We start from the raw sequence: 22,140 nt of genomic DNA, 5'->3' as shown, positions 1-22,140 counted from the left end.
GCAGAAAGACTGGGCATCACATGCAGACAGCGCTTCGTACCTCCCTTCCGGACACCGAGCTCACCGGCCGCGCCAATTTCGTACCATCGGCCCGCGTGGTGCGCGACGAGCGCCCGGCGCAGACCAGCGGCCTGCCGCTCAGCATCCGGGGCTTGCGAAAATCCTTCGGTGACAACGAGGTGCTGCGCGGCATCGACCTGCACATTCCCGCCGGGCAGTTCGTCGCCATCGTGGGAAAAAGCGGTTGCGGCAAGAGCACGCTGTTGCGGCTGATCGCGGGCCTCGACAAGATCGACGCCGGCAGCATCAGCTTCGGCCAGGATATCCAGCCCGAGGACATCCGCGTGATGTTCCAGGAGCCGCGGCTGCTGCCCTGGGCGCGCGTGCTGGCCAATGTCGAGGTCGGTCTCGGCCGCGATCGCGCCTCGACCGATGCGCATGCGCGGGCCGAGAAGGCCTTGACCGAGGTCGGCCTCGCCGACAAGCGCGACCAGTGGCCCTCGGTGCTGTCGGGCGGCCAGAAGCAGCGCGTCGCGCTCGGCCGCGCGCTGGTCTCCCGGCCGCGCGTGCTCGCCTTCGACGAGCCGCTCGGTGCGCTGGACGCGCTGACCCGCATCTCGATGCAACGGCTCCTGGAGCGGGTCTGGCGCGACCAGGGCTTTACCGCGATCCTGGTAACCCACGACGTCTCCGAGGCGGTCGCGCTGGCGGATCGGGTGCTGGTGATCGAGGAGGGCCGCATCGCCCACGACGTCACGGTCAACGCGGCCCGGCCGCGCGAACGGGGCTCGGCCGAGCTTGCCGGCCTTGAAGGCTCGATCCTGAGCCATCTTTTGTCGGCGGATGATCGTACCTAAATACAAGGGAACCCCGTTCGGGGACCATGCCATGAATGTAGTGCCCCGCGATCTCATGACCGAAACTGCCGTCTCGCCCGCCGATTTCCGCGGCGCCATGCGCCACCTCACCGGCGGCGTCAGCGTCATCACCGCCGGGCGGGGCAGGGACATCACTGGCATGACGGTCACTTCGGTGGCCTCGCTGTCGGTCGAACCGCCGACGCTGCTGGTCAGCATCAACCGCGATGCCTCGTCCTTCCCGCTGATCCGCCGCTACGGTGCCTTCGGCGTCAACATCCTGGCGGCCGATCAGCTCGATGTCGCCGAGCGCTTTGCCGGCAAGGGCGGCCTGAAGGGCGCCGATCGCTTTGCCGGCAGCCAGTGGGTGACATCAGTCTCGGGCGTTCCGCTGCTGGTCGGCGCGTTGTCCGCGGTCGATTGCGAGGTCGAGGAAATCGTCGAGCGCCATTCGCACGGCATCGTCATCGGCCGTGTCAGGACCGTCAGGAATTCGACCCGCAACGCGGCGCTCGCCTATTGGCACGGCCAGTATGTGGCGGTCGACCAGGACGAAGATGCGGCCAGGCTCGCGGAAGTCAGCGTTCCCACGCACAGCCGGCGCGGCGTTTGATCGCCGCCCCACACAGGCCGCTCAGGCTGGCCTTTTCCCCGTCATCGCTCTAGAAGCGCTGCCTGAGCCTCCCGTCGGGACGGCAGTGGAGCGGAACGATGAAGCGCGTCGCGACCCTCGCCTTCTACGCCATCGGCGCGCTCGCGATCGCCTATCTCGCGCTCTATGCCTACGCGATGTTCTCAGGCCAGCCGATCGTGCCGGGCGATCCCATCCACATCTTCCGCAAGCCGGATGCGCCGAGCTATTCGTAGGATTTGGCGGAATGCGTAGGGTGGGTTAGCCGAAGGCATAACCCACCATTTCTGTCACTGCGGAAATAGAAGAGGTGGGTTACGCCAAGCGATTTGCGCTTCGCGCGGGTGCAAGCCGTCCTTATTCACCCCAAAGACACGCCGGCCTTGGCCCGGCTGATCCCGAGCGTCAGGATCCGGTGCAGCAGATCCCCGTACTTCAGCCCGTCGTGCAGAGCCGCCGTCGCGAACTCCTGGCTCTTCGCGATCTCGGGGTTGGGGTTGGCTTCGATGAAATACGGCGTACCGTCAGCGGCGAGGCGAAAATCGATGCGCGCGTAGCCGTCGAGGCCGAGCGCCCGATAGATGCGCTTGGCGGCACGCTGGATGCGCGCGGTGACTTCCGGCGCGAGATCTTTCGCCGGTCCGTCGACGATGCCGACCTTCTCCTGGTAGTCGGTGTCGTGCTTGGCCTTTTCAGTCGCGATGTGCCGTGACCTGCGTCCGCCCATGCTGCCGAATTTCAATTCCCAGACCGGCAGCACGCGCAGTCGATTGTTGCCGAGCACGCCGACATAGAGCTCGCGTCCCTCGATGAACTGCTCGGCGATGGCGGCGGTTTCGCTGCGATCGTGGATGAAGGCGACGCGCTCCGCGAGCTTTTCGTCGGTATCGACGATGGAGGCCTGAGAAATACCGGCAGATCCATCCATGTTGAGGGCCTTGACGATCAGCGGCAGCGCGAGATGCTTCGGCCGCTTGACCTTGCGTCGCATCGGGAAGACGGCGAAGGCCGGCACCGCGATGCGGCGGTGGTGCACCAGCGTCTTGGACAGATCCTTGCCGCGCGCGAGGATCAGGCCGCGCGGGTTACATCCGGTGTAGGGGACCTTCATCAGTTCGAGATAGCTGGCGATGTGCTGGTCGTAGGCGACGTTGTTGTGGAATTCCTCCAGCAGCGTGAAAACCACGTGCGGCTTGAATTGCTCGATCGCTTCGCGGACCGGTCTGATCTCTTCCTGCGCGCCGAGTACGCGAACCTCATGTTTGCCCGCGCGCAGGGTGCTGACGACGTCGTATTCCGTCTTCCAGTTGTTGATTTCCTGCGGCGTGTATCCGTCGCTCGAATCCGGCGGCAGGAAGTCCGGATGCATCAGCACCAGAATGCGTTGACGTCTCATAGCGCGATCCATTTGCGCCGGGACGGGCCGAACAACGCGTGCATCGTCTTGGCGGTCACGAGGACGGTGAAATCGAGAACGAGCTTCTGTTCGGGGCCGACCGCGCGCAGATCGAGCTCGCGGCAACGGGAGATCATGTCGTCGAGCACGGCATCGAGCGTGAGCTGGTTCTCGCCCGTCCACCGCGCGACGAGTCGCCTGATCTGGGCTCGGTGCCGCCTGATCAGGCTCGAAGCGGGTTTGGAACGAAGATGTCGTGGATCGGCGGAGAAAAGCCGGGAGAGGTCGCGGTCGTAGGTCTTGGGCGGCGTGAAGGCGTAGAAGGCCTGCTTCTTTTTGTAATGGTCTTCGAGCGTCTGGCTGAGCTTGCTCAGTGGATCGACGCGCTCGCGCGTCGTAATCAGCGGTCGTTTTCCCGCGATCTCGCCCATCAGCTCGTCGACATATTCGAGCTTCTTCAGCGCCGGCCAGCCGGCATAGCGCGTCCGCCAGTTCGAGCGCGGCCGCAGCCACACCGCAAACGTCTCAGCGAAGTCTTCGTCGGGGTGGCTCTGTGCGTACCAGAGCCGGAGATGCTGGACGTAGCGCCGGCTCGCGGGGTTGGGCCGGTAGTAGCGCGGATAGTGCTTTGACGACGGGCCGAACAGCTGCTGCCAGCGCCGGCGGCGCTGCAATTGGTAGCCGTGCTGCAGCGCATGGCCGGCTTCGTGACGGAGAATGGCCATGCACTCACGCCAGGTTCCTCCCTCGACGTCGAACATCATCTTCTTCTCGAGCTTCATCAGGCGGGGATGGGCGAGATAGAAGGGAAGCGCGATGCCGGGCACGTCTCCCGGACTGAACCATTCGCTCGAGATCCACGTGTGCGGCCGCAGCCGGATGCCCCGCTCTTCGAGCTCTTCGTGGAGTGTGGCAACGCAGTCTTCGAGCCAGGTGCCTTCGACCGTAACCTTCAGGCTACTCAGGCGCTGCTGGAGCAGTTCCTCGTCCGACAGCTTTTCCCAAGCGAATTTCCCGCGCGGCATCAGGCATCCAGGAGGTGACTCGATATCTGGATGATGTCATGCGTCGCCGCCGGCAACAACCCGTGCCAGCCGGGACGTGTTGCGGTGCGTCAGAGTGCAGGGCCGTAGGCCGCAAGCGCGTCCATTGTCCGCGATCCAAAAAGAAAAGGTGGGCACGGCGCAGTGCGCCTTGCCCACCCTACGAGACCTTCCGGATCGGAAAGATCAGTCGAACAGGCTCGACACCGACTCTTCCGCAGCCGTGCGCGCGATCGCGTCGGAGATCAGGCTGGCGATCGGCAGCGTGCGGATGTTCGGCGCCTTGGTCACCGCCTCCGTCGGCAGGATCGAGTCGGTGATCACGAGCTCCTTCAGCCTGGAGTTCGTGATGCGGGCCGCCGCGCCGCCGGAGAGCACGCCGTGGGTGATGTAGGCGTAGACCTCCTTGGCGCCCTTGGCGATCAGCGCGTCGGCCGCGTTCACCAGCGTGCCGCCGGAATCGACGATGTCGTCGACCAGGATGCAGCTGTAGCCGGCGACGTCGCCGATCACGTTCATGACCTCGGATTCACCGGCACGTTCGCGGCGCTTGTCGACGATCGCGAGCGGGGTGTTGATGCGCTTGGCGAGGCCGCGGGCGCGGGCGACGCCGCCGACGTCGGGCGAGACCACCATCACCTTGCCGAGGTCGAAACGTTCGCGGATGTCGCGCACCATCACGGGGGCAGCGAACAAATTGTCGGTCGGGATATCGAAGAAGCCCTGGATCTGGCCGGCATGCAGGTCGAGCGTCATCACGCGGTCGACGCCGGCATGGGTGATCAGATTGGCGACGAGCTTGGCCGAGATCGGTGTGCGCGAGCCGGAGCGGCGGTCCTGCCTGGCATAGCCGAAATAGGGGATCACCGCGGTGATGCGGCGCGCCGAGGAGCGGCGCAGCGCGTCGGTGATGATCAAGAGCTCCATCAGATTGTCGTTCGCCGGAAACGAGGTCGACTGGATGATGAAGGCATCCGAGCCGCGGATGTTCTCCTGGACCTCGACGAAGATCTCCATGTCGGCGAAGCGCCGGACCACCGCTTTGGTCAGCGGCATGTCGAGGCCCTGCGCGATGGCCTGCGCGAGGGCCGGATTGGAGTTGCCGGCGACAAGCTTGATGGAGCCGTTCTTGGCCGACATGGACGCTTCCTCCCGCGCTTTGCTGGATACGACGTTCAACATCAGAAAATACCCACTGACAGCACGGTTACGACGGGCGAGGAAATATCAGGCCGGGGGCCGTAATGGCAACCCGGGATGCTACGTTTTCCCTCTGAAAATCCTGAGTCGGGCCAACGGCTTGGCCGTAAGTTGAGGCCGTGGTTTAGCGGGGGTTATCGCTCGGCATAGCCGAGCGCCGTGGCCGGCATCGCAGGCGCCGGAGCCTCCGGGATCACGCTCGCTACGGCCGGTCCGCGCAGCCCGGGAACAGAGCCCGGGGCATCCGGCGCGCCGCTGATCATGTTGGAAAGTCCGCTGAATCCGGCCTGGGCGATCTTGCGCAGCACGAGGTCGTCGGCGGCCTGCCAAGGATCTCGGGCAGCATCGCGGCCACCCTTGGCCGCGGTCGGTTCCTCGCCGGAGAGGCGCAGCGCCCGCTGCTGGTTGGCGTCGTAGACGTCCCAGACCCAGGCGATCACGGTCTTGCCGCGGACCACCTGGGCGGAGAGGTAGCTGCGCACGCGGTAGGCGGCCGAGCCTTCGCGGGAGACCACGGACAGGCTGCGCAGCTTGGATTCGCTGTCGAGCACGCCAACCATGCGGTCGAACACCTGCGGCGGCGGCCCGTCGATCGATTCGAAGGCCACGGTCGCCCCGGAGCCGCCGCTCGGCGCCATCGCATAGGAATTGCCGGGCGCGTTGCCGCCGGCACAGCCGGCCAGCATGGTCGCCGCTGCCAGCAGCATGACCGCCAGCACGCGCGAACCCGCGCGGCGCAAGATGAATGACGCGTCCCTCATTATGGAGGGCAGCGATATCGTTAAAATCGATTAAGGTCTAGGGCGGGGGCGACACAGATCCGGGGGCATTACGGGCGTCGATTTTGTGTATCGCCCCGGAATGAAACGACGTTGCCTGTGTGTTCACCCCTCCAGCGCGATCGCGTGAACGTGGCGGCCGTAATCCGGCTCCTTGCGGTGCACCGAGCGGCGATAGCTGAAGAAGCGCTCGTCGGCGTAGGTGTCGAGCCCGAGATCGTCGATCATCAGGATGCCGGCGGCCTCCAGCCGCTGGCGGATGAAGCCGGCGAGGTCGAACATCGCATGGCCGTCGCGTAACGACGGGATGAAGAACATGGCGTTGTCCGCGTCCGCTTCGATGAAGCGCGCCACGAACTCGTTGCCGACCTCGTAGCTGTCCTGGCGGATCAGGGGGCCGATCGCCGCGATGATGCCGCTGCGGGCGGCGCCGAGTTTCTCCATCGCCAGAATCGTCGATTCCAGCACGCCCGTCAGCGCACCTTTCCAGCCGGCATGCGCGCCGCCGATCACGCGCGCGTTGGGATCGACGAACAGCACCGGTCCGCAATCGGCAGTGGAGACGCCGAGCGCGATGCCCGGTGTGTTCGTCACCAGCGCGTCCCCCTTCGGCCGCGGCCCGCTCGGCCACGGGGCTTCTGCAACGAGCACATCGGGCGAATGGATCTGGTGCAGGCTGACGAAGCGTTCCGGCGCGACGCCGACATGCTCGGCCATGCGCCGGCGGTTCTCCGCGACCAGGGTCTGATCGTCGTTGGAGCCGAGCCCGCCGTTCAGTGCGGAATAGATGCCGCTGGAGACGCCACCCTCGCGGGTGAAGAAGGCGTGGCGCAGACCAGGCACGGCCGACAGCAGCGACGAAGCAAGCGTCATGAACCGTCTCCGGCCTGTTCGAGATCGCTGAGGCCGGCGAGGCCCGTCAGCCGCGGCTCGGAGATGCCGAGCACCTTGAACATCGAGCCCATGCCGCTGCGCCCGGTATCGGTGAGCCGCTTGAGCGCGACCGAAATGTCGGTGGCGACCTCAGGCGTCGCCTTCTGCATCAGGGCGGCGGCACGGGTGTCGATGCCGACGCGTTTGAGGAAATCGCCCTGCGTCACCGGACCGTGCACGCGGGCGCCGACATCCTCCGCGGCCCGCGCGAGCGCCTGGAAGTCGACATGGGCGGTGACGTCGGCCTGGCCCGGCGCCTTCAGGGGATCGGTGAAGGTGTGGCGCGCGATCGCCTGGAAGGTGTCGCCGGCGTCGCTGCGCAGATGGCCGTAGTCGATGATCAGCGCCGCGCCGTCCTGGTCGCGGACGCGCGTCGCAAGCTTCATGATCTCGCCGTCCGGCCGCCATTCGAACACGGCGCCGACGGGCGCCGCGCGCACCAGAGGCGGCAGCAGCACGTCGAAGCGCGGCGTCGGCTCGGCGGCCGCGCCGAATTGAAGCTTGCCGTTGGGATCGATCTCGATCACGCGCTCGTGCCAGCCGTTCTCGCGCTTCACCATCTGATGGACCGGCAGCACGTCGAAATATTCGTTGGCGAGGATGACGCTCGGGCCTTCCGGGACCTCGTCGACGCTGTCGTGCCAGGCGATGTTGCGCACGCCCGCCAGCGTCGCACTCTGCCGCTCGCGCAGGACCGGATTGACCTCGACCAAGTGGATCTGAAGCGCCTGGTAGAGCGGCGGCAGCACGCGGAGCGCGCGGAGCGCATCCGCCATCATGGAGCCGCGGCCGGGGCCGAGTTCGATCAGTCGCAAGAATTGCGGTGAGCCCATCTGCTTCCACACCGAGGCGGTCCACAGGCCCAGCAGCTCGCCGAACATCTGGCTGACCTCGGGGGCGGTGGTGAAGTCGCCTTCTCGTCCCAATGGATCGCGCGAGACGTAATAACCATGGCGCGGGTGCATCAGGCACAGTTCCATGTACCGCCAGACCGGCATGGGCCCTGAGGATTTGATCAGCGCCTTGATCTCGTTGAGTAACGGCTGTTCGGTCACGGCCTATCTTCTCGAAAGGAATTAACGAATAGCCCCTGCGGGCTTCGGCGCACCGCGCCGCACTGCCAATACAATAAGTATGAGGCCGACAATAAGCATCGGGATCGACAACCACATGCCCATGGTTAATCCGCCCCAGAGGAAGCCGAGCTGGACGTCCGGCTCGCGGAAATGCTCGCCGATGATCCGGCTCAAACCATAGATCAGAATGAAGGCGCCGAGGATCATGCCCGGCCGCTTCAGGGCGCCGAAGCGGATCATGATGGCGAGCACCGTGAACAGCAAAATGCCCTCCATGCCGGCCTCATAGAGCTGGCTCGGATGGCGCGGCAGCTGGGTGGGATCGTTGGGAAAGATCATCGCCCAGGGCAGCTCCGGGTCGGTGGCGCGACCCCACAATTCGCCATTGATGAAATTGGCGATGCGCCCGAGCAGCAGCCCGACCGGGGCGACGGCGGTCGTAATGTCGCCGAGCGACAGGATCGAGATCTTGTTGCGATAGGCAAACCACATCACCGCGACGACGCAGCCGAGGAAGCCGCCATGGAAGGACATGCCGCCCTCCCACAATCTGAAGATCGCGGCGGGGTGATCGATGAAGAACGGCAGATTGTAGAACAGCACGTAACCGGTGCGGCCGCCGAGGATGATGCCGAGCGTGACCCACAGGATGAAGTCGTCGATCTGCACCAGCGACATCGGCGCGGGGCCGCCCCACAGCCGCTCCTTCTTCAGCAGCGAGCGTGCATAGAGCCAGCCGAACACGATACCGCTGATATAGGCCAGCGCGTACCAGCGAATGGCGAACGGCCCGATCTCGATCGCGATCGGCTTGAAGGCGGGAAAGTCGATCAGAAGAAGCTGCATCGCGCCTTGGTTTCAGAACTGGAGGTCAGTGTGTGATCAGGACGGAGGTGCACTCCCTCCCGCTTGCGGGGGAGGGCAGGGGAGAGGGTGTCTCGCCAACGAAGACTCCCTCAGAGGAAAGAACCCTCACCCGGCACTGCGTGCCGACCTCTCCCGCAAGCGGGAGAGGTGCACCGAGTTCGCGGATGGGCCAATCCATACTGCTGCTCACACGAGATTGCGGCGATAGAGCGCCAGGAGCCGCTCCCAGTGCCGCTCGGCGGCGTCGCGGTCGTAGACCGGACGCTTGGGGAAGGCGAAGCCGTGATGTGTGCCGGGATAGATCTCGACCTCGGCTTTCGCGCCGCTCATGCCCTGCTTGACCTTCTCGATGATCTCGGTCGGCGCATAGATGTCGGTCTCGGCGCACGCGAAATAGAGTTCGGCCTTGGCCTTGCTTGCGGCCAGATGCGGGCTGTCGTCCTGATCGGTCGCGAGCTGGGTGCCGTAGATCGAGGCGGCGGCCTTGACGCGGTCGGGGAAATGCGTGGCGGCGTTGACGGCGTAGCGGCCGCTCATGCAATAGCCGACGGTGCCGACGATTTTCGTGTTCGCGGCCGCCTGGCCCTCGGCATAGGTCAGCAGCGCCCTGGTGTCGTCCATGATCATGGGAATGGTGAGCGATGCCATCAGCGCAAACATGCGCTTGCGCTCCGGTGCGTTCGGATCGGCCGGCAGCGGGCCGAGCTCCATCACGCCGGAGCGGTAATAGAGGTTCGGCAGCATCACGTAATAGCCCGAGGTCGCCAGCCGCCGCGCCATGTCGCGCAGCTCTTCGCGGATCGCCGGCGCGTCCATGTAGAACAGGATGACCGGAAACGGCCCGCCGCGTTCGGGATGGGTGATGAAGGTTGCGGTATGGCCGTCCCTGGTCGGGATCGCGATCTGCTGGTCGATCATCTCGTGCGCCTTGTGATTCTTCTTATGCAGGGACGTTGAATACGATTGCAAGGAAACCGGGGCATGACAAGGATACCGCCGATCGGCCCTTGAACCGTTCCGCCTGGATTGCCATTGTCTTTTCGAGCGTTCGCGCAAAGTTTATCGGCAGCCGCCAGGAGACCGACATGACCCAGACCAACAACCGGTTTTTCGACGAGATCGGCCGCCTGATGAACGATGCCGCCGGTGCCGCGCAGGGCGTCAAGCGCGAGTTCGACACGGTGATGCGCACCCAGGCCGAAAAATTCCTGCGCGACATGGATCTGGTCAAGCGCGAGGAGTTCGAGGCGGTCAAGGACATGGCTCGCCTGGCGCGTGAAGAGAACGAGGCCTTGAAGGCGCGGATTACGGCGCTGGAGGCCAAGCTCGGCGGGTAACGTCCTTCCCCTCTCCCCTGGAGGAGGAGGGTCGGCGCGCAGCGCCGGGTAGGGTGATCTCTCCACTCGGGCACCGCCTCATTGGATGGACTGTCACTCCACCCCGCTGCGCATTCCGCTTCGCTGCATGCGCATCGACCCTCCCCCTCCAGGGGAGGGTAGGAACCCGGGATGCCAGCCCATTCTCCTTGTCATTTCCGCGTCTTCCGGGTAAAAGCCCGCCACGTCCGCGGCCCCCGCACCCCTGGAGGCTTGCTGCGGCGTACACCATGGGCCGCCTTGCGGCCCATTAACTTTTGCAAAAACAAGGACTTAACGACATGGCGACGACCGTCAAGGAATTGAAGGCGACCGCACGTCCGCAGAGCGGCAAGGGGGCCGCCCGGGCTGAGCGTCGCGCCGGCAGAGTGCCCGGAGTGATCTATGGCAACAACCAGCCCCCCCTCACGATCTCGATTGAAGATCGTGAACTGCGCCAGCGCATCCTCGCCGGCCGGTTCCTGACCACGCTGGTGGACATCGATCTCGAGGGCAAGAAGCATCGCGTGATTCCGCGCGACTATCACCTCGATCCGGTCAAGGATTTTCCGATCCATGTCGATTTCATGCGGCTCGGCGAAGGCGCCACCATCCGCATCAGCGTTCCCCTGCATGTCGTCAAGGCTGAAGGGTCGCCCGGCGTGAAGCGCGGCGGCACCGTCAACATCGTCGCCCACGCGATCGAGCTCGAATGCGGTGTCGAGAGCATCCCGCAATACATCGAGGCCGACGTCGGCTCGCTCGAAATCGGTCACTCGCTGCATCTGTCGGACGTCAAGCTGCCGGCCGGCGTGAAGGCGCTGACCCGCGAGGACGCGACCCTCGTCACCATCGTGCCGCCGTCCGGCTACGCTGAAGAGCAGAAGGCCGCGGCTGCGGCTGCAGTTCCGGGCGCTGCTGCGGCAGCTCCGGCGGCTGGCGCGGCGGCTCCGGCTGCGGGTGCTGCTCCGGCAGCGGCTGCCAAGGCTCCCGCCGGCGGCGACAAGAAGAAGTAATCTCTCAAAGAGCTGGCGCGCGGTCTCTGATCGCGCGCCGAGCGAGGGGCGCGCCGCGTCATGCGACTCTTTGTTGGGCTCGGCAATCCCGGCGCGAAATACGCACGCAATCGGCACAATATCGGCTTCATGGCCGTCGACGAGATCGCGCGGCGTCATGGTTTCGCGCCATGGCGCCGCCGTTTTCAGGGCGAGACCTCGGAAGGCGCGCTCGGCACTGAGCGCGTGATCCTGCTGAAGCCCACGACCTACATGAACGATTCCGGCCGCAGCGTTCAGGAGGCCGCAAGCTTCTTCAAGATCGCGCCAGGCGACATCACCGTGTTCCATGACGAGCTCGAGCTGCCGCCGGGCAAGGTTCGGGTGAAGATCGGCGGCGGTATCGCCGGCCACAACGGCCTGCGCTCGATCTCGGCGCATATCGGCAACGAGTACCGCCGGGTGCGGCTCGGCATCGGTCATCCCGGCGTCAAGGAGCTGGTGCATGGCCACGTGCTGTCGGACTTCGCCAAGGCCGACAATGACTGGGTGGCGACGCTGTGCGACGCCGTTGCCGAGCACGCGGCGCTGGTCGCCAAGGGCACGGACGCGACTTTCGCCAACAGGGTGCATCTGGCCATGCAGGCGAAGGGATTTTTGACCAAGGACGAGAACGGCAAGGAATAACGCTCGTGGGATTTAAATGCGGGATCGTCGGATTGCCCAATGTCGGCAAGTCGACCTTGTTCAATGCGCTGACCGAGACGGCCGCGGCGCAGGCCGCGAACTATCCGTTCTGCACCATCGAGCCGAATGTCGGCGAGGTCGCCGTGCCCGATCCGCGGCTCGACAAGCTCGCGGCCGTTGCCAAGTCGGGACAGATCATCCCGACCCGGTTGACCTTCGTCGACATCGCGGGCCTCGTCCGCGGCGCCTCCAAGGGTGAAGGCCTCGGCAACCAGTTCCTGGCCAACATCCGCGAGGTCGACGCGATCGCGCATGTCGTGCGCTGTTTCGAGGATTCCGACATCACCCATGTCGAAGGCAAGATCGCTCCGCTCGCCGACATCGAGACCATCGAGACCGAGCTGATGCTCGCCGATCTCGACAGCCTCGAGAAGCGCGTCGACAACCTCACCAAGAAGGCCAAGGGCAACGACAAGGACGCCAAGGAGCAGCTCGACCTCGTCAACCGCACCTTGGTGCTGCTGCGCGAGGGCAAGCCCGCGCGTCTCGTCGAGCGCAAGGCCGAGGAGGAGCGCGCCTTCGGGATGCTCGGCCTGTTGTCGTCGAAGCCCGTGCTCTATGTCTGCAACGTCGAGGAAGGCTCGGCCGCGACCGGCAACGCATTCTCCAAGGCGGTTGAAGAGCAGGCCGCCAAGGAAGGCGCCATCGCCGTCGTCATCTCCGCCAAGATCGAATCCGAGATCGCCACCATTTCACGCGAGGAACGCGCCGACTTCCTGGAGACGCTGGGTCTCGAAGAGGCCGGCCTCGATCGCCTGATCCGCGCCGGCTACACGCTGCTCGACCTCATCACCTATTTCACGGTGGGCCCGAAGGAAGCGCGCGCCTGGACCATCTATCGCGGCACCAAGGCGCCGGGCGCGGCCGGTGTGATCCACACCGATTTCGAGAAGGGTTTTATCCGCGCCGAGACGATTGCATACGACGACTACGTCGCGCTGAACGGCGAAGCCGGCGCCCGCGATGCCGGCAAGCTCCGCCTCGAGGGCAAGGAATACGTCGTCGCCGATGGCGACGTGATGCATTTCCGGTTCAACAATTAAGCCGCAAACCGCGGTGCCGTAGGGTGGGCAAAGGCGCATCGCGCCGTGCCCACCGTTCGTTCGCTGCGAAAGAAGAGGTGGGCACGCTTCGCTTTGCCCACCCTACGGCACCTATGGCCGCCTCACCGCATCCCGCCGCCCTGATCCCGGATCGCGCCGAGATGCTCGTTGATGCGGAAGACGATCAGGATCAGTTCCGCGGCGATGCGCGAGAACACGATGCCGACGACGACGCTCGCGATCGACGACAGCAGCAGCAGGAAGCCGCCGAACGGGCTGATCGCCATGGTCGCTAACCCTGAGAAGATGCCGGAGAGGCCGAACAGGCAGATCAGCGCGATCACCAGCCAGTAGAAGGTCTTGATGATCGTCGGCGTGATGAAGCGGTCCCACTGAAACAGGTCGCTGAATGAAAACATTGCTCTCCCCAACACAAATCGGGCCTTGTCAAACCACGCCGCAGCCCCTGGTCGACCCGACGCGGGCCGGCCGACTCAGACCAGGCCGCCGCGGCGAATGTAGCACGAGCCATGCGGGCCGGCGGGTTGAGATTGCCGCAAAGTGCGGCCACAATCTGTCATTTCCGCCAGTGATCCCAAGATGACCCTGACCTTCGAAGATTTCCCGCCCGGCCGGTTCGGAACATTCGGCCCGCGCCATGTCACCCGCGACGAGATTTTGGCCTTTGCCGCCGAGTTCGATCCGCAACCCATGCATCTGGACGAGGAGGCCGCCGGCAAGAGCATGCTGCGCGGCCTGTCCGGCTCGGGCTGGCACCTTTGCTCGCTGATGATGCGGATGATGGCCGACGGTTTCATTACCCGCGCCGCTTCGCTCGGCTCGCCCGGCGTCGACGAGGTGCGCTGGCTGTCGCCGCTCAGGCCGGGTGACGACCTGACACTCGATGTCGACGTCCTCGAGGCGCGCGCCTCGAAGAGCCGCCCCGAGCTCGGGATCGTCAAGTTCAAATGCACCGCGCGTAACGCGGCGGGGCAGGCGCTGTGCGAGATGACCTCGCCGATCCTGATCGAGCGACGCGAGGGAGCGGTCTGATGGCGTTCTTCGAGGAGATCGAGATCGGCCACCGCCGCGAGATCGGCACCTACACGTTCACCGCGGACTCCATCAAGAGTTTCGCCGCAAAATTCGATCCGCAGCGTTTCCACCTCGACGAGGAGGAGGGCAAGAACTCGCTGTTCGGCGGGCTCGCCGCTTCGGGCTGGCATGTCGGCTCGGCCTGCATGAGCCTGCTTGTCGCGGACGGCCAGCGCCAGGCGCGCGAGGCCGCTTCGCGCGGCGAGGAGATTGCGGTGTGGGGTCCCTCGCCGGGCTTTCGCGACCTGCGCTGGATCAGGCCGGTGCTCGCGGGCGACACGATCAACTACGTCAACGTCGTCGTCGACAAGCGCACATCGGCTTCGCGGCCCGGCTGGGGCATCCTGACGGCGCGCACCACCGGCACCAACCAGCGCGGTGAGGAGGTCTACGCCATCAGCGCCAGCGCCTTCGTGCCGATGCGCGCGAAGGGCGCGTGAGCAGACCTCACTCGCAATAGGTCTTGCCGCCGAACGAGAAGCACTTGCCGCCGCCACCGCGAGGCGCCGGCGCGCTGCGCGGTGCGGCGGGCTCCTGCCGCGTCGCGGTCTTGGGCTTCGGTGCCGGCTCGGGCCGCTTCTCGCAGGCGCCGCTGGCGTTGAGGACATAACCGCTCGAACAGCCGATCTGGACGCAGCGATCGCCCTCGGCGCGCTGCCCCTTGGCGCAGACCAGCGGACAGACCCGGTCGGTCTTGCTGCGGACCGAGTCCAGCGCGTCGAGGCTCGCCAGCTTCACGTCGAAACGGGTGTCGGCACTCTTGTTGAAGAGTTCCAGCGCATTGCGCGAGCCGTCATCCCATTTGCCGTCGACATTGCCGGGATTGCAGCCGACCCGCTTCAAATGGGCCTGGAGCAGTCGCGCGATATCGGAAGGATCCATCTTCGGCGCGGCAGGAGGCGGCTCGGGCGAGGGCGGCTGGTTCGGCGTGAGCGCCGCCAGCTTCTCCGTCTGGGCCTTGTCGGCTTGAGCCTTGTCCGCCTGGGCCTTGGCATCGCGCCTCGCCTGCTCGACCTGGACCTGCGCATCGGCGGCCGCCTGGCGCCTTGCGGCGTCGACCTGCACCCGGGCCGCATCGGCCTGCTGCCGGGCCTGTTCGGCCTGCCGCCTTGCCTCGTCCAGCTCCTTCTTGGCCTGCTCGGCGATCTGCGCCCGTGCCTCGTCGAGGTCGCGCTTGGCCTGCTCGGAAAGCTTCTGCTTGGCCTCCGCGGTCTGGCGCGCGCTCTGCTCTTCCAATTGCCGGCGGAAGTCCGTGGCCTTCTGAGCCGCCAGCTCGTCGGCTTGACGTTTGGCGTCGTCGGCCTTGGCACGGCCCTGCTGGGCTGCCTCGAGCTTGCTGTTCTGTCCGCGGGCGAGGTTGGCGAAGAAGCCGGTCGGATGTTTGGCCAGGAAGGAATCCCATGTCTCCCTGGTGCCGACCTGCGCCGCCAGCTCGTAATCGACGCGTGCTTCGGCTTCAGGATCGGCAACGCGCGGCACCAGCGCGACCGTATCGCCGCCGAGCGATCCGTAGACGAACGGCTCCTGGCGATTGCCGGTTGCCTTCAGCACCTCGTCGCGCACGCGGCCGAATGCGATCCGCAGATCCAGCCCGGGCTCGGCGATGTTGCGGACCAGCGCCGTGGCGAACGGGCTGTTCTGCCCGTCGCCGTCGCTCGCCACCGCGCCGGCCTTGGCGGCGAACGCGATCAGCGTGTCGGACATCGAAGGTTCGACCTTGGCAAGTCCGCGCCCGATCGCGCGGCTGGCGACGGTGCGCTTCATGCTGTTGGCGAAGGGATTGTCGCGGCAGGCATCGAGGATGACGAGCTTGAGCCGCTTGGCGCCGTCGAGCGCGCGCATCACGCGGTCGAGCGAGATGGTCTCGTCCTCGATGTCGAAATCGCTCGCGAGCTTGGCGTCGGCCGGGACCAGATAGTTGGCGCCGTCGACCTCGATGCCGTGGCCGGCATAGTAGACCACCGCGACGTCGGCATCCTGCGACGTCGCCGAGAAGTCGCGGATGGCGCGGCGCAGCTCGGAGATGCCGAGATCGCGTCTGTTGTCGACGGCGTCGAAGCCGGCCTTCTTGAACAGCGCCGTCATCGCATCGGCGTCGCGCGCGGGATTGGTGAGCTGCGGCACCTGCTTGTAGGCGGAGACGCCGATGACCAGCGCGACGCGCTTGCCGGCCCAGGCCGCGTCGGTGGAGATCGACAAGATCAGAGCGAGGACAAAGAAAAAGGCGGATCGCACGGATCGTCTCCGCGGGTGCAATGAGAGTCCCTATCAAAAGCCGGATGGCCAAACAACCGCTGGACGCTGCCGGTGGTCATCCGGCCACCGGAAACCTTAACTGGCGAAGGCGTTGCCGCTCTGGATCGAGCAACTCGGCGACGTCGTGGTCACGCCGGAGAGCTCGTACATCACGCCGTTCGGCCCCTTTCGGCGGATCACACCGCCGCTATGGCCCTCGATCACGTTGACCGAACAGCTGGAGTAGCTGGGATCGAAGGTCACGGTGACCTGGCGCGCGCCGACCTCGAAGGGGATCACGGCGACCAGCCGGTCGCCCTGAAAGCTCACGCTGGCCTTACCCTGGCCCGGCGCAATCTCGCCACTCCGGTCACCGCCACGGTTGGTGGCCCGGTAGCGGCTGAACAGGCGTCCGGCGCTGCTGACGTAGATGGTTCGAGACAACTTGGTGGTGAAGCCCTTCGACCGGCCGTCGGGCGATTTGGCCATGCCGGTGGTGGCAAAGGAGATCGTGATGGTCTTGTTCAAGATGCCCGCAGGTGCGGCGAAGGCGCAGCTCGCGTGCAACGCAAAAATAAAAATGATGGAGGCAGTCAGGCAAATCATGCGCATTGCAAGTCTCCCCGTCCGAAAGGCTGCATCATAGCGGCGGCGTCGCGCCTGTCCAAGACCGAGCACGAAGCGGTGCGGACTTATGTGACGAATTGCACGCAAGAGACATAGATACCGCTGAAACGAAAGCGGCCGCCCATGGGGCGGCCGTTCGTTCAGGTTGCCGAGAGGTTGGGCTGCGATCAGGCGTAATCGCTGCCGCCGTCGTCGCCGCCGCCGAAATCGCTGTCGTCGGCGACGTCCATATTTCCGTTGTCGCGATCGTCGTCGCCGTAGCTCTGATCGTTGTTGTTGTCCCGGTCGTTCGAGGCATGGTCGAGGAAGCCCTGGCGGGACTCCCGGTTCGAGCCGATGTCGTCGAGGCCGGCATCGCGCGCGAGCGAGCCGCCGGACTGGTCGCTGCCGCCCCAAGGACTTCCACCAGCACTGCGGTCGCCGCTCAGGGAATTGGTGTCGCCGAACGCCTGCTGGTGCGATCCGCCCATCATGCCGCGGATACTGGAGAGCAGCAGCGAGCCGCCGACGACGCCGGCGGCGGCCGCCGCCGCCGTGCCGAGGAACGAGCCACCGCCACCGCCGACCGGCGGAGCGCCATAACCTTGACCCGGGCCTTGGCCGTAGGCCTGTCCGTAAGGCGGCGGCGCGCCGTAGCCGGGCTGCGTCTGCGGCATTGCCTGACCGGTGTTCCAGACCGGCCGCTGCTCCCGCGGCGGCACGTTCGGAACCGAGCCGCGCGAGGGGCTGCCGCCGAACAGCGTGTCACGCATGGTGTCGAGGAAGCCGCCGGACTGCGCTTGCTCGGGCGCTTGGGCCGCTTCAAGCTCCTGGATGCGGTGATGGGCGCGCTTCAGCGCTTCGTCCTGCAACAGCGTGGTCTGCACCAGCGCATAGACAGCGCCGGGGGCCTTCCGCAGGCCATCGGAGATCGCGGCGATCGCATCGGGATCGCGCGGTGCGTTTTCCAGTTTCGAAAGCCGGTCGAAAAGCTCGTCAACGAGCTGGCGTTCCTGCGGCGTCATGATCAATCTCCCTCGCGCAAACCAAGCGCGAGGCAGATGTAGGGTTCCATTGTGGCCCCAACAGTGCCGGCCATATTAAATTTCGGTATGCGACAAGCTGCCCCCGTCGCTTGTTTTCCGCCGGTTTCACCCCAGCGTGACGCCGCGTTCCGTGAGCAGGCGTGCGAAGGCATCGCCCGTGAGATAGGCGTGCTCGCGCTCGCGGACATCCGTCATCGGGTCGAGGCCGGTGAGGATTTCGTCGACGAAACCGGGGTGGCACATCACGAGGCCGCCGTCGGGGAGGCCGTCCAGGAATTGCCGCATCAGCTCGCCGAAATCGGCCGCCCGCGTGAAGTCATAGGCGCCGGCGAAGCCGGGGTTGAAGCCGAGGCCGGCGCTGCCGGCACGGCGGCGGAATTGCGCGCTGAGGATATCGAGCACCATGGCCTTTGGTGAAGCGAGCCGCTGCGCCAGCGGCAGGTCGCGGCCGCCCTGGCGCACCCAGGCGTTCGGCGCGACTTCGCTGACCGCGTCGACAAAACCGTCGCGCACCTGCGGATAGAGCTGCACATGCTGATGGCCGTCGACGAAGTCGGGCACGCGACCGAACGCTTCGGTGAAGGCGGCGAGCTGCGCCTTCACCTCGTTGCGAAAGAATTCGCGGTCGAGCGTGCGCGCAAGGCCTGCGCGCAACAGCTTCGGAAACGGCATGAACATGTCGCCGTCGAGCGGGCGGAAATGCATGGTGAGCGGCCGGAACGGCGCCGACAGCGTCACGTGCAATCCGATCGCGCAGCGCGGGCTGTCCTTTGCCGAAGCCTGAAGCGCTTCCACCTCGCTGCGCTCGATCGCAGGTCCGACCATCATCACCGAGGTGGCGTTGAGACGGCCGCGTTCGATGAGGTCGCGGATGGCGCGGTTGACGCCCGGGCTGATGCCGTAATCGTCGGCGCAGAGCCAGATCCGCCGCAGGCCCGCGGCCGCGCTCATTCGGCCGCCGTCCGCTTTGCGGCGTCGTCTGCCTCGGCATGCTTTTCGCTGTGCTCGGCGACGAAATAGATCGGACGCGCCTTCAGCTCGGAGAGGATCTTGCCGATATATTCGCCGACGATGCCGATCATGATGAGCTGCACGCCGCCGATCGTCATCAGGCCGATCACCAGCGAAGGATAGCCGGGCACCTGCTTGCCGGTGGTCCAGACCTCCCACAGGATCGAGAGGCCGAACAGGAAGGCGCCGCCGGCGAGGATGACGCCGAGCAGGCTGGCGAAGCGCAGCGGCGCTACCGAGAACGAGGTCACCCCTTCGATCGAAAGACCGAGCAGACGCGCGGCGCTGAATGTCGTCACGCCGTGGGTGCGCGGCGCGGGCTCGTAGTCGACGCGGATCTGGCGGAAGCCGATCCAGCTTGCGAGGCCCTTGAAGAAGCGGTTGCGCTCCGGGAGCTGCCTGAGTGCTGCCACCGCGCGCGGCGACAGCAGGCGGAAATCGCCGGCGTCCTCGGGGATTTTCTGGCGGGCGCCCCAATTGATCAGCGCGTAGAAGCCGCGCCCGGCGAGCCGCCGCAGGAAGGGCTCGTTGTCGCGATGGGCCTTGGCGGTATAGACGACGTCATAGCCGTCCTCGATCCAGTGCCGCACGAGCTGCTCGACCAGAACAGGCGGATGCTGGCCGTCGCCGTCCATGAACATGACGGCGCCGAGCCGGGCATGGTCGAGCCCGGCCATCAGCGCGGCCTCCTTGCCGAAATTGCGCGACAGCGAAACGACCTGGACGTCGATCGCATCGGCCGGCAGCGAGCGGGCGATCGACAGCGTCGCATCCGCGCTGCCGTCGTCGACATAGACGACCTCGCAGGCGAGGCGATAACGCTCTCGCAGGGTTTTCGCGAGATCGCAGATGCGCTGGTGCAGGGCGGCGAGGCCCGCCGCCTCGTTGTAGACGGGAACGACGATCGACATCCCCTTCGCGGCGGCGGAGCCTGCGGTGGCCGTCATGCCGGAAACGTCAGAGCCCAGCGTCATCGATCAAGGTTCCAGAGGCGTTCAATGTCATCGGAGCAGCATATGGTAGCTGCCGTTTGCTGTCGCTACGCTGAACGGAGCCGTCCAAAAAACTTTGGGCTCACTGCCGCAGGAATGCCTCGAGCCTGGCGAACAGTGGGTTCTCCCGGTCGAATACATAATCCAGCGAGACCACCGAGACGGTCTCGGCGCCGTGCTCGCGCAGGAAGCTCGCCAGCGCATAGAGCTGGCCCGGCGGGCAGTGCAGCGTGAGCATGCCCGACGAGGTCGGCCCGCCGAACGGGGCCTCGACGCCGAACCGCTCATGGGCTTCGCCGAGCAGGGCCGCGTCGCATTGCCGGAAGCGGGTGCGGACCTCGCGGTATTTGTTGGCCCGTGCCCGTGCTGCGATGTGATCGAGGATGACGCGCGCGGTCTCCCGCGCCTGCGGCGACCAGTCGGCATCCTTCGACGCCACCAGATTGGCCTGGCTGCGCAGGATGACGCCGTCGTCCAGCACCCGCAAGCCGTTGGCGGCGAGCGTCGCACCGGTCGTGGTGATGTCGACGATCAGCTCGGCGCTGCCGGCCGCAGGCGCGCCTTCGGTCGCGCCTGCGCTTTCGACGATGCGGTAATCGGTGATGCCCTGGCTCTGGAAGAAGGCGCGGGTGAGGTTGATGAACTTGGTCGCGACCCGCATCCGCATGTGATGCTGCTCGCGGAAGCCGGTGGTGACGTCGTCGAGGTCGGCCATGGTGCGGACGTCGATCCACGCCTGCGGCACCGCGACGACGACGTCGGCATAGCCGAAGCCGAGCCCTTCGATCAGCGACACGCGCTTGTCGGCATCCGCGATGTTCTCGCGCACCAGGTCTTCGCCGGTGACGCCGAGATGCGCGAGGCCGCGGGACAGTTGCGAGGCGATCTCGCTCGCGGAGAGATAGGCGACCTCGACATTGTCGAGGCCTGCGAGCGTGCCGCGATAGTCGCGCGCGCCGCCGGCCTTCGACAGCTTCAGCCCGGCGCGGGCGAAGAAGGCCTCGGTGTTTTCCTGCAGGCGGCCTTTGGAGGGAACGGCCAGAACGAACGGCGCGCTCATGATTTTAAGCTCCCACCTTGCGGCCGATCCGGGTCAGCGCGTCCACCCAGACCGAGAAGCCGACCGCGGGGATCGGCTCGACCGAACCGAGCTGGGTCATCAGCCCGTCATAGCGGCCGCCGGCGACCAATGGCTCGGCGCCATTGCCCCTGTGGTGCAGCTCGAATTCGAAGCCGGTGTAATAGTCGAGGCCGCGCCCGAACGCGGTCGAGAAGCGCGTCTGCTTCACGTCGATGCCGCGCGCCGCCATGAAGCCGACCCGGCTTTCGAACTGGTCGATGGCCGCCGTGAGATCGAGCTTCGCGTCCGTGGTGAGCGCGCGCAGCTCGGCGACGGCATCGTCGGGATTGCCTGCGATCGACAGGAAGCGCTTGAGCACGGCGATGGCCTCGCGCGGCAGCGCGCCGCCCTTCAGCGTCGATTGCTCGAGGAAGCGGTCGGCGATCTCGGCCGTGGTGCGGCCGCCGACATTGGTGGTGCCGGCGATCGACATCAGATCGGTGACGAAGGCGAGCGCCGCCTTGCGGTCGGAGCCGGCGAGCGCGGCGAGCACGCCCTCATATTCGCTGCGGGTCGCGGTGGTCGCGGCCGCCAGCTTCTCCAGGTCTTTTTCCAGGCTGATCTTGCGGTTGAAGTCCTTGACCAGGCGGCGGCGCCAGACCGGATAGAGGTCGAGCGCGTCGAGCAGCGCGTTGAACAGCGCCACGTCGCCGGTGCGGATCTCGACGTCGCGGACACCGAAGGCGGCGGTTGCTTCCAGCGCCAGCGCCAGCATCTCGGCGTCGGCTGCGGCGCGGTCCTGGCGGCCGAACGATTCGATGCCGGCCTGGAGAAACTCGCTGGCCTGGCCGCTGCGGTAACGGAACACCGGACCGAGATAGCTGAACCCGGCCGGCTGGCCCGCGCGACCGGAGGTGAGGTAGTCGCGGGCGACGGGGATGGTCAGGTCCGGGCGCAGGCAGAGCTCCTCGCCGGACAGGTCCGTCGTCAAATAGAGGCTCTTGCGGATGTCCTCGCCGGAAAGGTCCAGGAACGGCTCGGCCGGTTGCAGGATGGCGGGCTCGGCCCTGACGTAACCGGCCTGCGCGAACGACAACAGCAGCGTATCCGCCCAGGCGGCAGAGCCGGCAGCATTTGAGGTGGCAGTCGCGGTCATCACAGGGGTCCATCGTC

25 protein-coding genes are annotated in these 22,140 nt (G+C 66.0%); 9 read left to right on the top strand and 16 right to left on the bottom strand.

The features are described from left to right. Positions 1-20: 20 nt before the first annotated feature. The 3 genes from I3J27_RS31100 (at position 21) to I3J27_RS31090 (ending at position 1,724) form a co-directional block, all read left to right on the top strand. Positions 21-857 carry an ATP-binding cassette domain-containing protein gene (locus tag I3J27_RS31100; protein WP_270162675.1) on the top strand — a complete coding sequence of 279 codons (837 nt, stop codon included), beginning with the start codon at positions 21-23 and terminating at the stop codon, positions 855-857. A gap of 31 nt (positions 858-888) precedes the next feature. Continuing rightward, on the top strand, positions 889-1,470 hold the full coding sequence (locus I3J27_RS31095; protein WP_270162674.1) for a flavin reductase family protein: 582 nt from the start codon (positions 889-891) through the stop codon (positions 1,468-1,470). A 98-nt stretch (positions 1,471-1,568) separates the two neighbouring features. Further along, the gene (locus I3J27_RS31090) at positions 1,569-1,724 is read left to right on the top strand and encodes a hypothetical protein (RefSeq protein WP_167523728.1); all 156 of its coding nucleotides are present in this window, start codon (positions 1,569-1,571) and stop codon (positions 1,722-1,724) included. A gap of 125 nt (positions 1,725-1,849) precedes the next feature. Here I3J27_RS31090 and I3J27_RS31085 read toward each other — a convergent pair whose 3' ends face one another. The 8 genes from I3J27_RS31085 to I3J27_RS31050 form a co-directional block, all read right to left on the bottom strand. Then, positions 1,850-2,884, bottom strand: a complete 1,035-nt coding sequence (locus tag I3J27_RS31085) for a D-alanine--D-alanine ligase family protein (protein WP_270162673.1) — start codon at positions 2,882-2,884, stop codon at positions 1,850-1,852. Further along, positions 2,881-3,909 carry a putative zinc-binding metallopeptidase gene (locus I3J27_RS31080; protein WP_270162672.1) on the bottom strand — a complete coding sequence of 343 codons (1,029 nt, stop codon included), beginning with the start codon at positions 3,907-3,909 and terminating at the stop codon, positions 2,881-2,883. The genes I3J27_RS31085 and I3J27_RS31080 overlap by 4 nt, the downstream gene beginning before the upstream one ends. 204 nt (positions 3,910-4,113) lie before the next feature. Beyond that, positions 4,114-5,067 (bottom strand): ribose-phosphate pyrophosphokinase, encoded by a 954-nt coding sequence (locus I3J27_RS31075; RefSeq protein ID WP_270162671.1) that lies wholly within the window; start codon positions 5,065-5,067, stop codon positions 4,114-4,116. Positions 5,068-5,261: 194 nt separating this feature from the next. Further along, positions 5,262-5,888, bottom strand: coding sequence for a hypothetical protein (locus tag I3J27_RS31070; protein WP_270162670.1), 627 nt, complete (start codon positions 5,886-5,888; stop codon positions 5,262-5,264). Positions 5,889-6,011: 123 nt separating this feature from the next. Further along, on the bottom strand, positions 6,012-6,779 hold the full coding sequence (gene pgeF, locus I3J27_RS31065; protein ID WP_270162669.1) for a peptidoglycan editing factor PgeF: 768 nt from the start codon (positions 6,777-6,779) through the stop codon (positions 6,012-6,014). Continuing rightward, entirely contained in the window at positions 6,776-7,894 is a 1,119-nt protein-coding gene (locus tag I3J27_RS31060; protein WP_270162668.1) for a class I SAM-dependent methyltransferase, read from the bottom strand. Before I3J27_RS31060 ends, pgeF begins: the two co-directional genes overlap by 4 nt. Before the next feature lie 21 nt (positions 7,895-7,915). Next, on the bottom strand, positions 7,916-8,761 hold the full coding sequence (gene lgt, locus I3J27_RS31055; RefSeq protein WP_270162667.1) for a prolipoprotein diacylglyceryl transferase: 846 nt from the start codon (positions 8,759-8,761) through the stop codon (positions 7,916-7,918). A 207-nt stretch (positions 8,762-8,968) separates the two neighbouring features. Further along, the gene (locus I3J27_RS31050) at positions 8,969-9,700 is read right to left on the bottom strand and encodes a dienelactone hydrolase family protein (protein ID WP_270162666.1); all 732 of its coding nucleotides are present in this window, start codon (positions 9,698-9,700) and stop codon (positions 8,969-8,971) included. Positions 9,701-9,867: 167 nt separating this feature from the next. Here I3J27_RS31050 and I3J27_RS31045 point away from each other — a divergent pair, with 167 nt between their 5' ends. From I3J27_RS31045 to ychF, 4 genes are all read left to right on the top strand, one after another. Further along, the gene (locus tag I3J27_RS31045) at positions 9,868-10,119 is read left to right on the top strand and encodes an accessory factor UbiK family protein (RefSeq protein ID WP_011090176.1); all 252 of its coding nucleotides are present in this window, start codon (positions 9,868-9,870) and stop codon (positions 10,117-10,119) included. A gap of 320 nt (positions 10,120-10,439) precedes the next feature. Then, the gene (locus I3J27_RS31040) at positions 10,440-11,153 is read left to right on the top strand and encodes a 50S ribosomal protein L25/general stress protein Ctc (protein ID WP_270162665.1); all 714 of its coding nucleotides are present in this window, start codon (positions 10,440-10,442) and stop codon (positions 11,151-11,153) included. A gap of 60 nt (positions 11,154-11,213) precedes the next feature. Continuing rightward, positions 11,214-11,819 carry an aminoacyl-tRNA hydrolase gene (gene pth / locus I3J27_RS31035; RefSeq protein ID WP_270162664.1) on the top strand — a complete coding sequence of 202 codons (606 nt, stop codon included), beginning with the start codon at positions 11,214-11,216 and terminating at the stop codon, positions 11,817-11,819. Between the two features lie 5 nt (positions 11,820-11,824). Continuing rightward, entirely contained in the window at positions 11,825-12,922 is a 1,098-nt protein-coding gene (gene ychF, locus I3J27_RS31030) for a redox-regulated ATPase YchF (protein WP_270162663.1), read from the top strand. Between the two features lie 122 nt (positions 12,923-13,044). Here the strand turns inward: ychF and I3J27_RS31025 are convergent, their stop codons facing one another. Next, positions 13,045-13,341 carry a DUF4282 domain-containing protein gene (locus I3J27_RS31025; protein WP_270162662.1) on the bottom strand — a complete coding sequence of 99 codons (297 nt, stop codon included), beginning with the start codon at positions 13,339-13,341 and terminating at the stop codon, positions 13,045-13,047. Positions 13,342-13,522: 181 nt separating this feature from the next. Here I3J27_RS31025 and I3J27_RS31020 point away from each other — a divergent pair, with 181 nt between their 5' ends. Both I3J27_RS31020 and I3J27_RS31015 read left to right on the top strand, forming a co-directional pair. Next, complete coding sequence (locus I3J27_RS31020) at positions 13,523-13,975, top strand: MaoC family dehydratase (protein ID WP_270162661.1); 453 nt, start codon at positions 13,523-13,525, stop codon at positions 13,973-13,975. After that, positions 13,975-14,457 carry a MaoC family dehydratase gene (locus tag I3J27_RS31015; protein WP_270162660.1) on the top strand — a complete coding sequence of 161 codons (483 nt, stop codon included), beginning with the start codon at positions 13,975-13,977 and terminating at the stop codon, positions 14,455-14,457. The genes I3J27_RS31020 and I3J27_RS31015 overlap by 1 nt, the downstream gene beginning before the upstream one ends. Before the next feature lie 7 nt (positions 14,458-14,464). On the opposite strand, the gene I3J27_RS31010 is transcribed toward I3J27_RS31015, so the two are convergent. The 7 genes from I3J27_RS31010 to I3J27_RS30980 all read right to left on the bottom strand — a co-directional run bounded on the left by I3J27_RS31010 (position 14,465) and on the right by I3J27_RS30980 (position 22,123). Beyond that, positions 14,465-16,252: a caspase family protein gene (locus I3J27_RS31010; protein WP_270162659.1), complete on the bottom strand. Its 1,788-nt coding sequence runs from the start codon at positions 16,250-16,252 to the stop codon at positions 14,465-14,467. A gap of 96 nt (positions 16,253-16,348) precedes the next feature. Continuing rightward, positions 16,349-16,864 carry a hypothetical protein gene (locus I3J27_RS31005; RefSeq protein WP_270162658.1) on the bottom strand — a complete coding sequence of 172 codons (516 nt, stop codon included), beginning with the start codon at positions 16,862-16,864 and terminating at the stop codon, positions 16,349-16,351. A gap of 182 nt (positions 16,865-17,046) precedes the next feature. Further along, a complete protein-coding gene (locus I3J27_RS31000) occupies positions 17,047-17,883 on the bottom strand; it encodes a DUF2076 domain-containing protein (RefSeq protein ID WP_270162657.1) in 837 nt (278 codons plus the stop codon). A gap of 126 nt (positions 17,884-18,009) precedes the next feature. Continuing rightward, positions 18,010-18,855: a ChbG/HpnK family deacetylase gene (locus I3J27_RS30995; protein ID WP_270162656.1), complete on the bottom strand. Its 846-nt coding sequence runs from the start codon at positions 18,853-18,855 to the stop codon at positions 18,010-18,012. Next, positions 18,852-19,889: a glycosyltransferase family 2 protein gene (locus I3J27_RS30990; protein WP_270162655.1), complete on the bottom strand. Its 1,038-nt coding sequence runs from the start codon at positions 19,887-19,889 to the stop codon at positions 18,852-18,854. The genes I3J27_RS30995 and I3J27_RS30990 overlap by 4 nt, the downstream gene beginning before the upstream one ends. Positions 19,890-19,989: 100 nt before the next feature. Further along, positions 19,990-20,967, bottom strand: coding sequence for an ATP phosphoribosyltransferase (hisG, locus tag I3J27_RS30985; RefSeq protein WP_270162654.1), 978 nt, complete (start codon positions 20,965-20,967; stop codon positions 19,990-19,992). A 4-nt stretch (positions 20,968-20,971) separates the two neighbouring features. Continuing rightward, entirely contained in the window at positions 20,972-22,123 is a 1,152-nt protein-coding gene (locus tag I3J27_RS30980) for an ATP phosphoribosyltransferase regulatory subunit (protein ID WP_270162653.1), read from the bottom strand. Between the last annotated feature and the right edge of the window lie 17 nt (positions 22,124-22,140).

It is taken from the genome of Bradyrhizobium xenonodulans, assembly GCF_027594865.1.
Taxonomy (GTDB): Bacteria; Pseudomonadota; Alphaproteobacteria; order Rhizobiales; family Xanthobacteraceae; genus Bradyrhizobium; species Bradyrhizobium xenonodulans.
The sequence above is the reverse complement of the archived record's forward strand: the minus strand, read 5'-3'. Positions and strand labels throughout refer to the sequence as shown.

Coding starts and splice junctions, on each gene's coding strand:
- I3J27_RS31100 (WP_270162675.1), top strand. CDS start 21: ATGCAGACAGCGCTTCGTACCTCCCTTCCGGACACCGAGCTCACCGGC.
- I3J27_RS31095 (WP_270162674.1), top strand. CDS start 889: ATGAATGTAGTGCCCCGCGATCTCATGACCGAAACTGCCGTCTCGCCC.
- I3J27_RS31090 (WP_167523728.1), top strand. CDS start 1,569: ATGAAGCGCGTCGCGACCCTCGCCTTCTACGCCATCGGCGCGCTCGCG.
- I3J27_RS31085 (WP_270162673.1), bottom strand. CDS start 2,884: ATGAGACGTCAACGCATTCTGGTGCTGATGCATCCGGACTTCCTGCCG.
- I3J27_RS31080 (WP_270162672.1), bottom strand. CDS start 3,909: ATGCCGCGCGGGAAATTCGCTTGGGAAAAGCTGTCGGACGAGGAACTG.
- I3J27_RS31075 (WP_270162671.1), bottom strand. CDS start 5,067: ATGTCGGCCAAGAACGGCTCCATCAAGCTTGTCGCCGGCAACTCCAAT.
- I3J27_RS31070 (WP_270162670.1), bottom strand. CDS start 5,888: ATGAGGGACGCGTCATTCATCTTGCGCCGCGCGGGTTCGCGCGTGCTG.
- pgeF (WP_270162669.1), bottom strand. CDS start 6,779: ATGACGCTTGCTTCGTCGCTGCTGTCGGCCGTGCCTGGTCTGCGCCAC.
- lgt (WP_270162667.1), bottom strand. CDS start 8,761: ATGCAGCTTCTTCTGATCGACTTTCCCGCCTTCAAGCCGATCGCGATC.
- I3J27_RS31050 (WP_270162666.1), bottom strand. CDS start 9,700: ATGATCGACCAGCAGATCGCGATCCCGACCAGGGACGGCCATACCGCA.
- I3J27_RS31045 (WP_011090176.1), top strand. CDS start 9,868: ATGACCCAGACCAACAACCGGTTTTTCGACGAGATCGGCCGCCTGATG.
- I3J27_RS31040 (WP_270162665.1), top strand. CDS start 10,440: ATGGCGACGACCGTCAAGGAATTGAAGGCGACCGCACGTCCGCAGAGC.
- pth (WP_270162664.1), top strand. CDS start 11,214: ATGCGACTCTTTGTTGGGCTCGGCAATCCCGGCGCGAAATACGCACGC.
- I3J27_RS31025 (WP_270162662.1), bottom strand. CDS start 13,341: ATGTTTTCATTCAGCGACCTGTTTCAGTGGGACCGCTTCATCACGCCG.
- I3J27_RS31020 (WP_270162661.1), top strand. CDS start 13,523: ATGACCCTGACCTTCGAAGATTTCCCGCCCGGCCGGTTCGGAACATTC.
- I3J27_RS31015 (WP_270162660.1), top strand. CDS start 13,975: ATGGCGTTCTTCGAGGAGATCGAGATCGGCCACCGCCGCGAGATCGGC.
- I3J27_RS31005 (WP_270162658.1), bottom strand. CDS start 16,864: ATGCGCATGATTTGCCTGACTGCCTCCATCATTTTTATTTTTGCGTTG.
- I3J27_RS31000 (WP_270162657.1), bottom strand. CDS start 17,883: ATGACGCCGCAGGAACGCCAGCTCGTTGACGAGCTTTTCGACCGGCTT.
- I3J27_RS30995 (WP_270162656.1), bottom strand. CDS start 18,855: ATGAGCGCGGCCGCGGGCCTGCGGCGGATCTGGCTCTGCGCCGACGAT.
- I3J27_RS30990 (WP_270162655.1), bottom strand. CDS start 19,889: ATGACGCTGGGCTCTGACGTTTCCGGCATGACGGCCACCGCAGGCTCC.
- hisG (WP_270162654.1), bottom strand. CDS start 20,967: ATGAGCGCGCCGTTCGTTCTGGCCGTTCCCTCCAAAGGCCGCCTGCAG.
- I3J27_RS30980 (WP_270162653.1), bottom strand. CDS start 22,123: ATGACCGCGACTGCCACCTCAAATGCTGCCGGCTCTGCCGCCTGGGCG.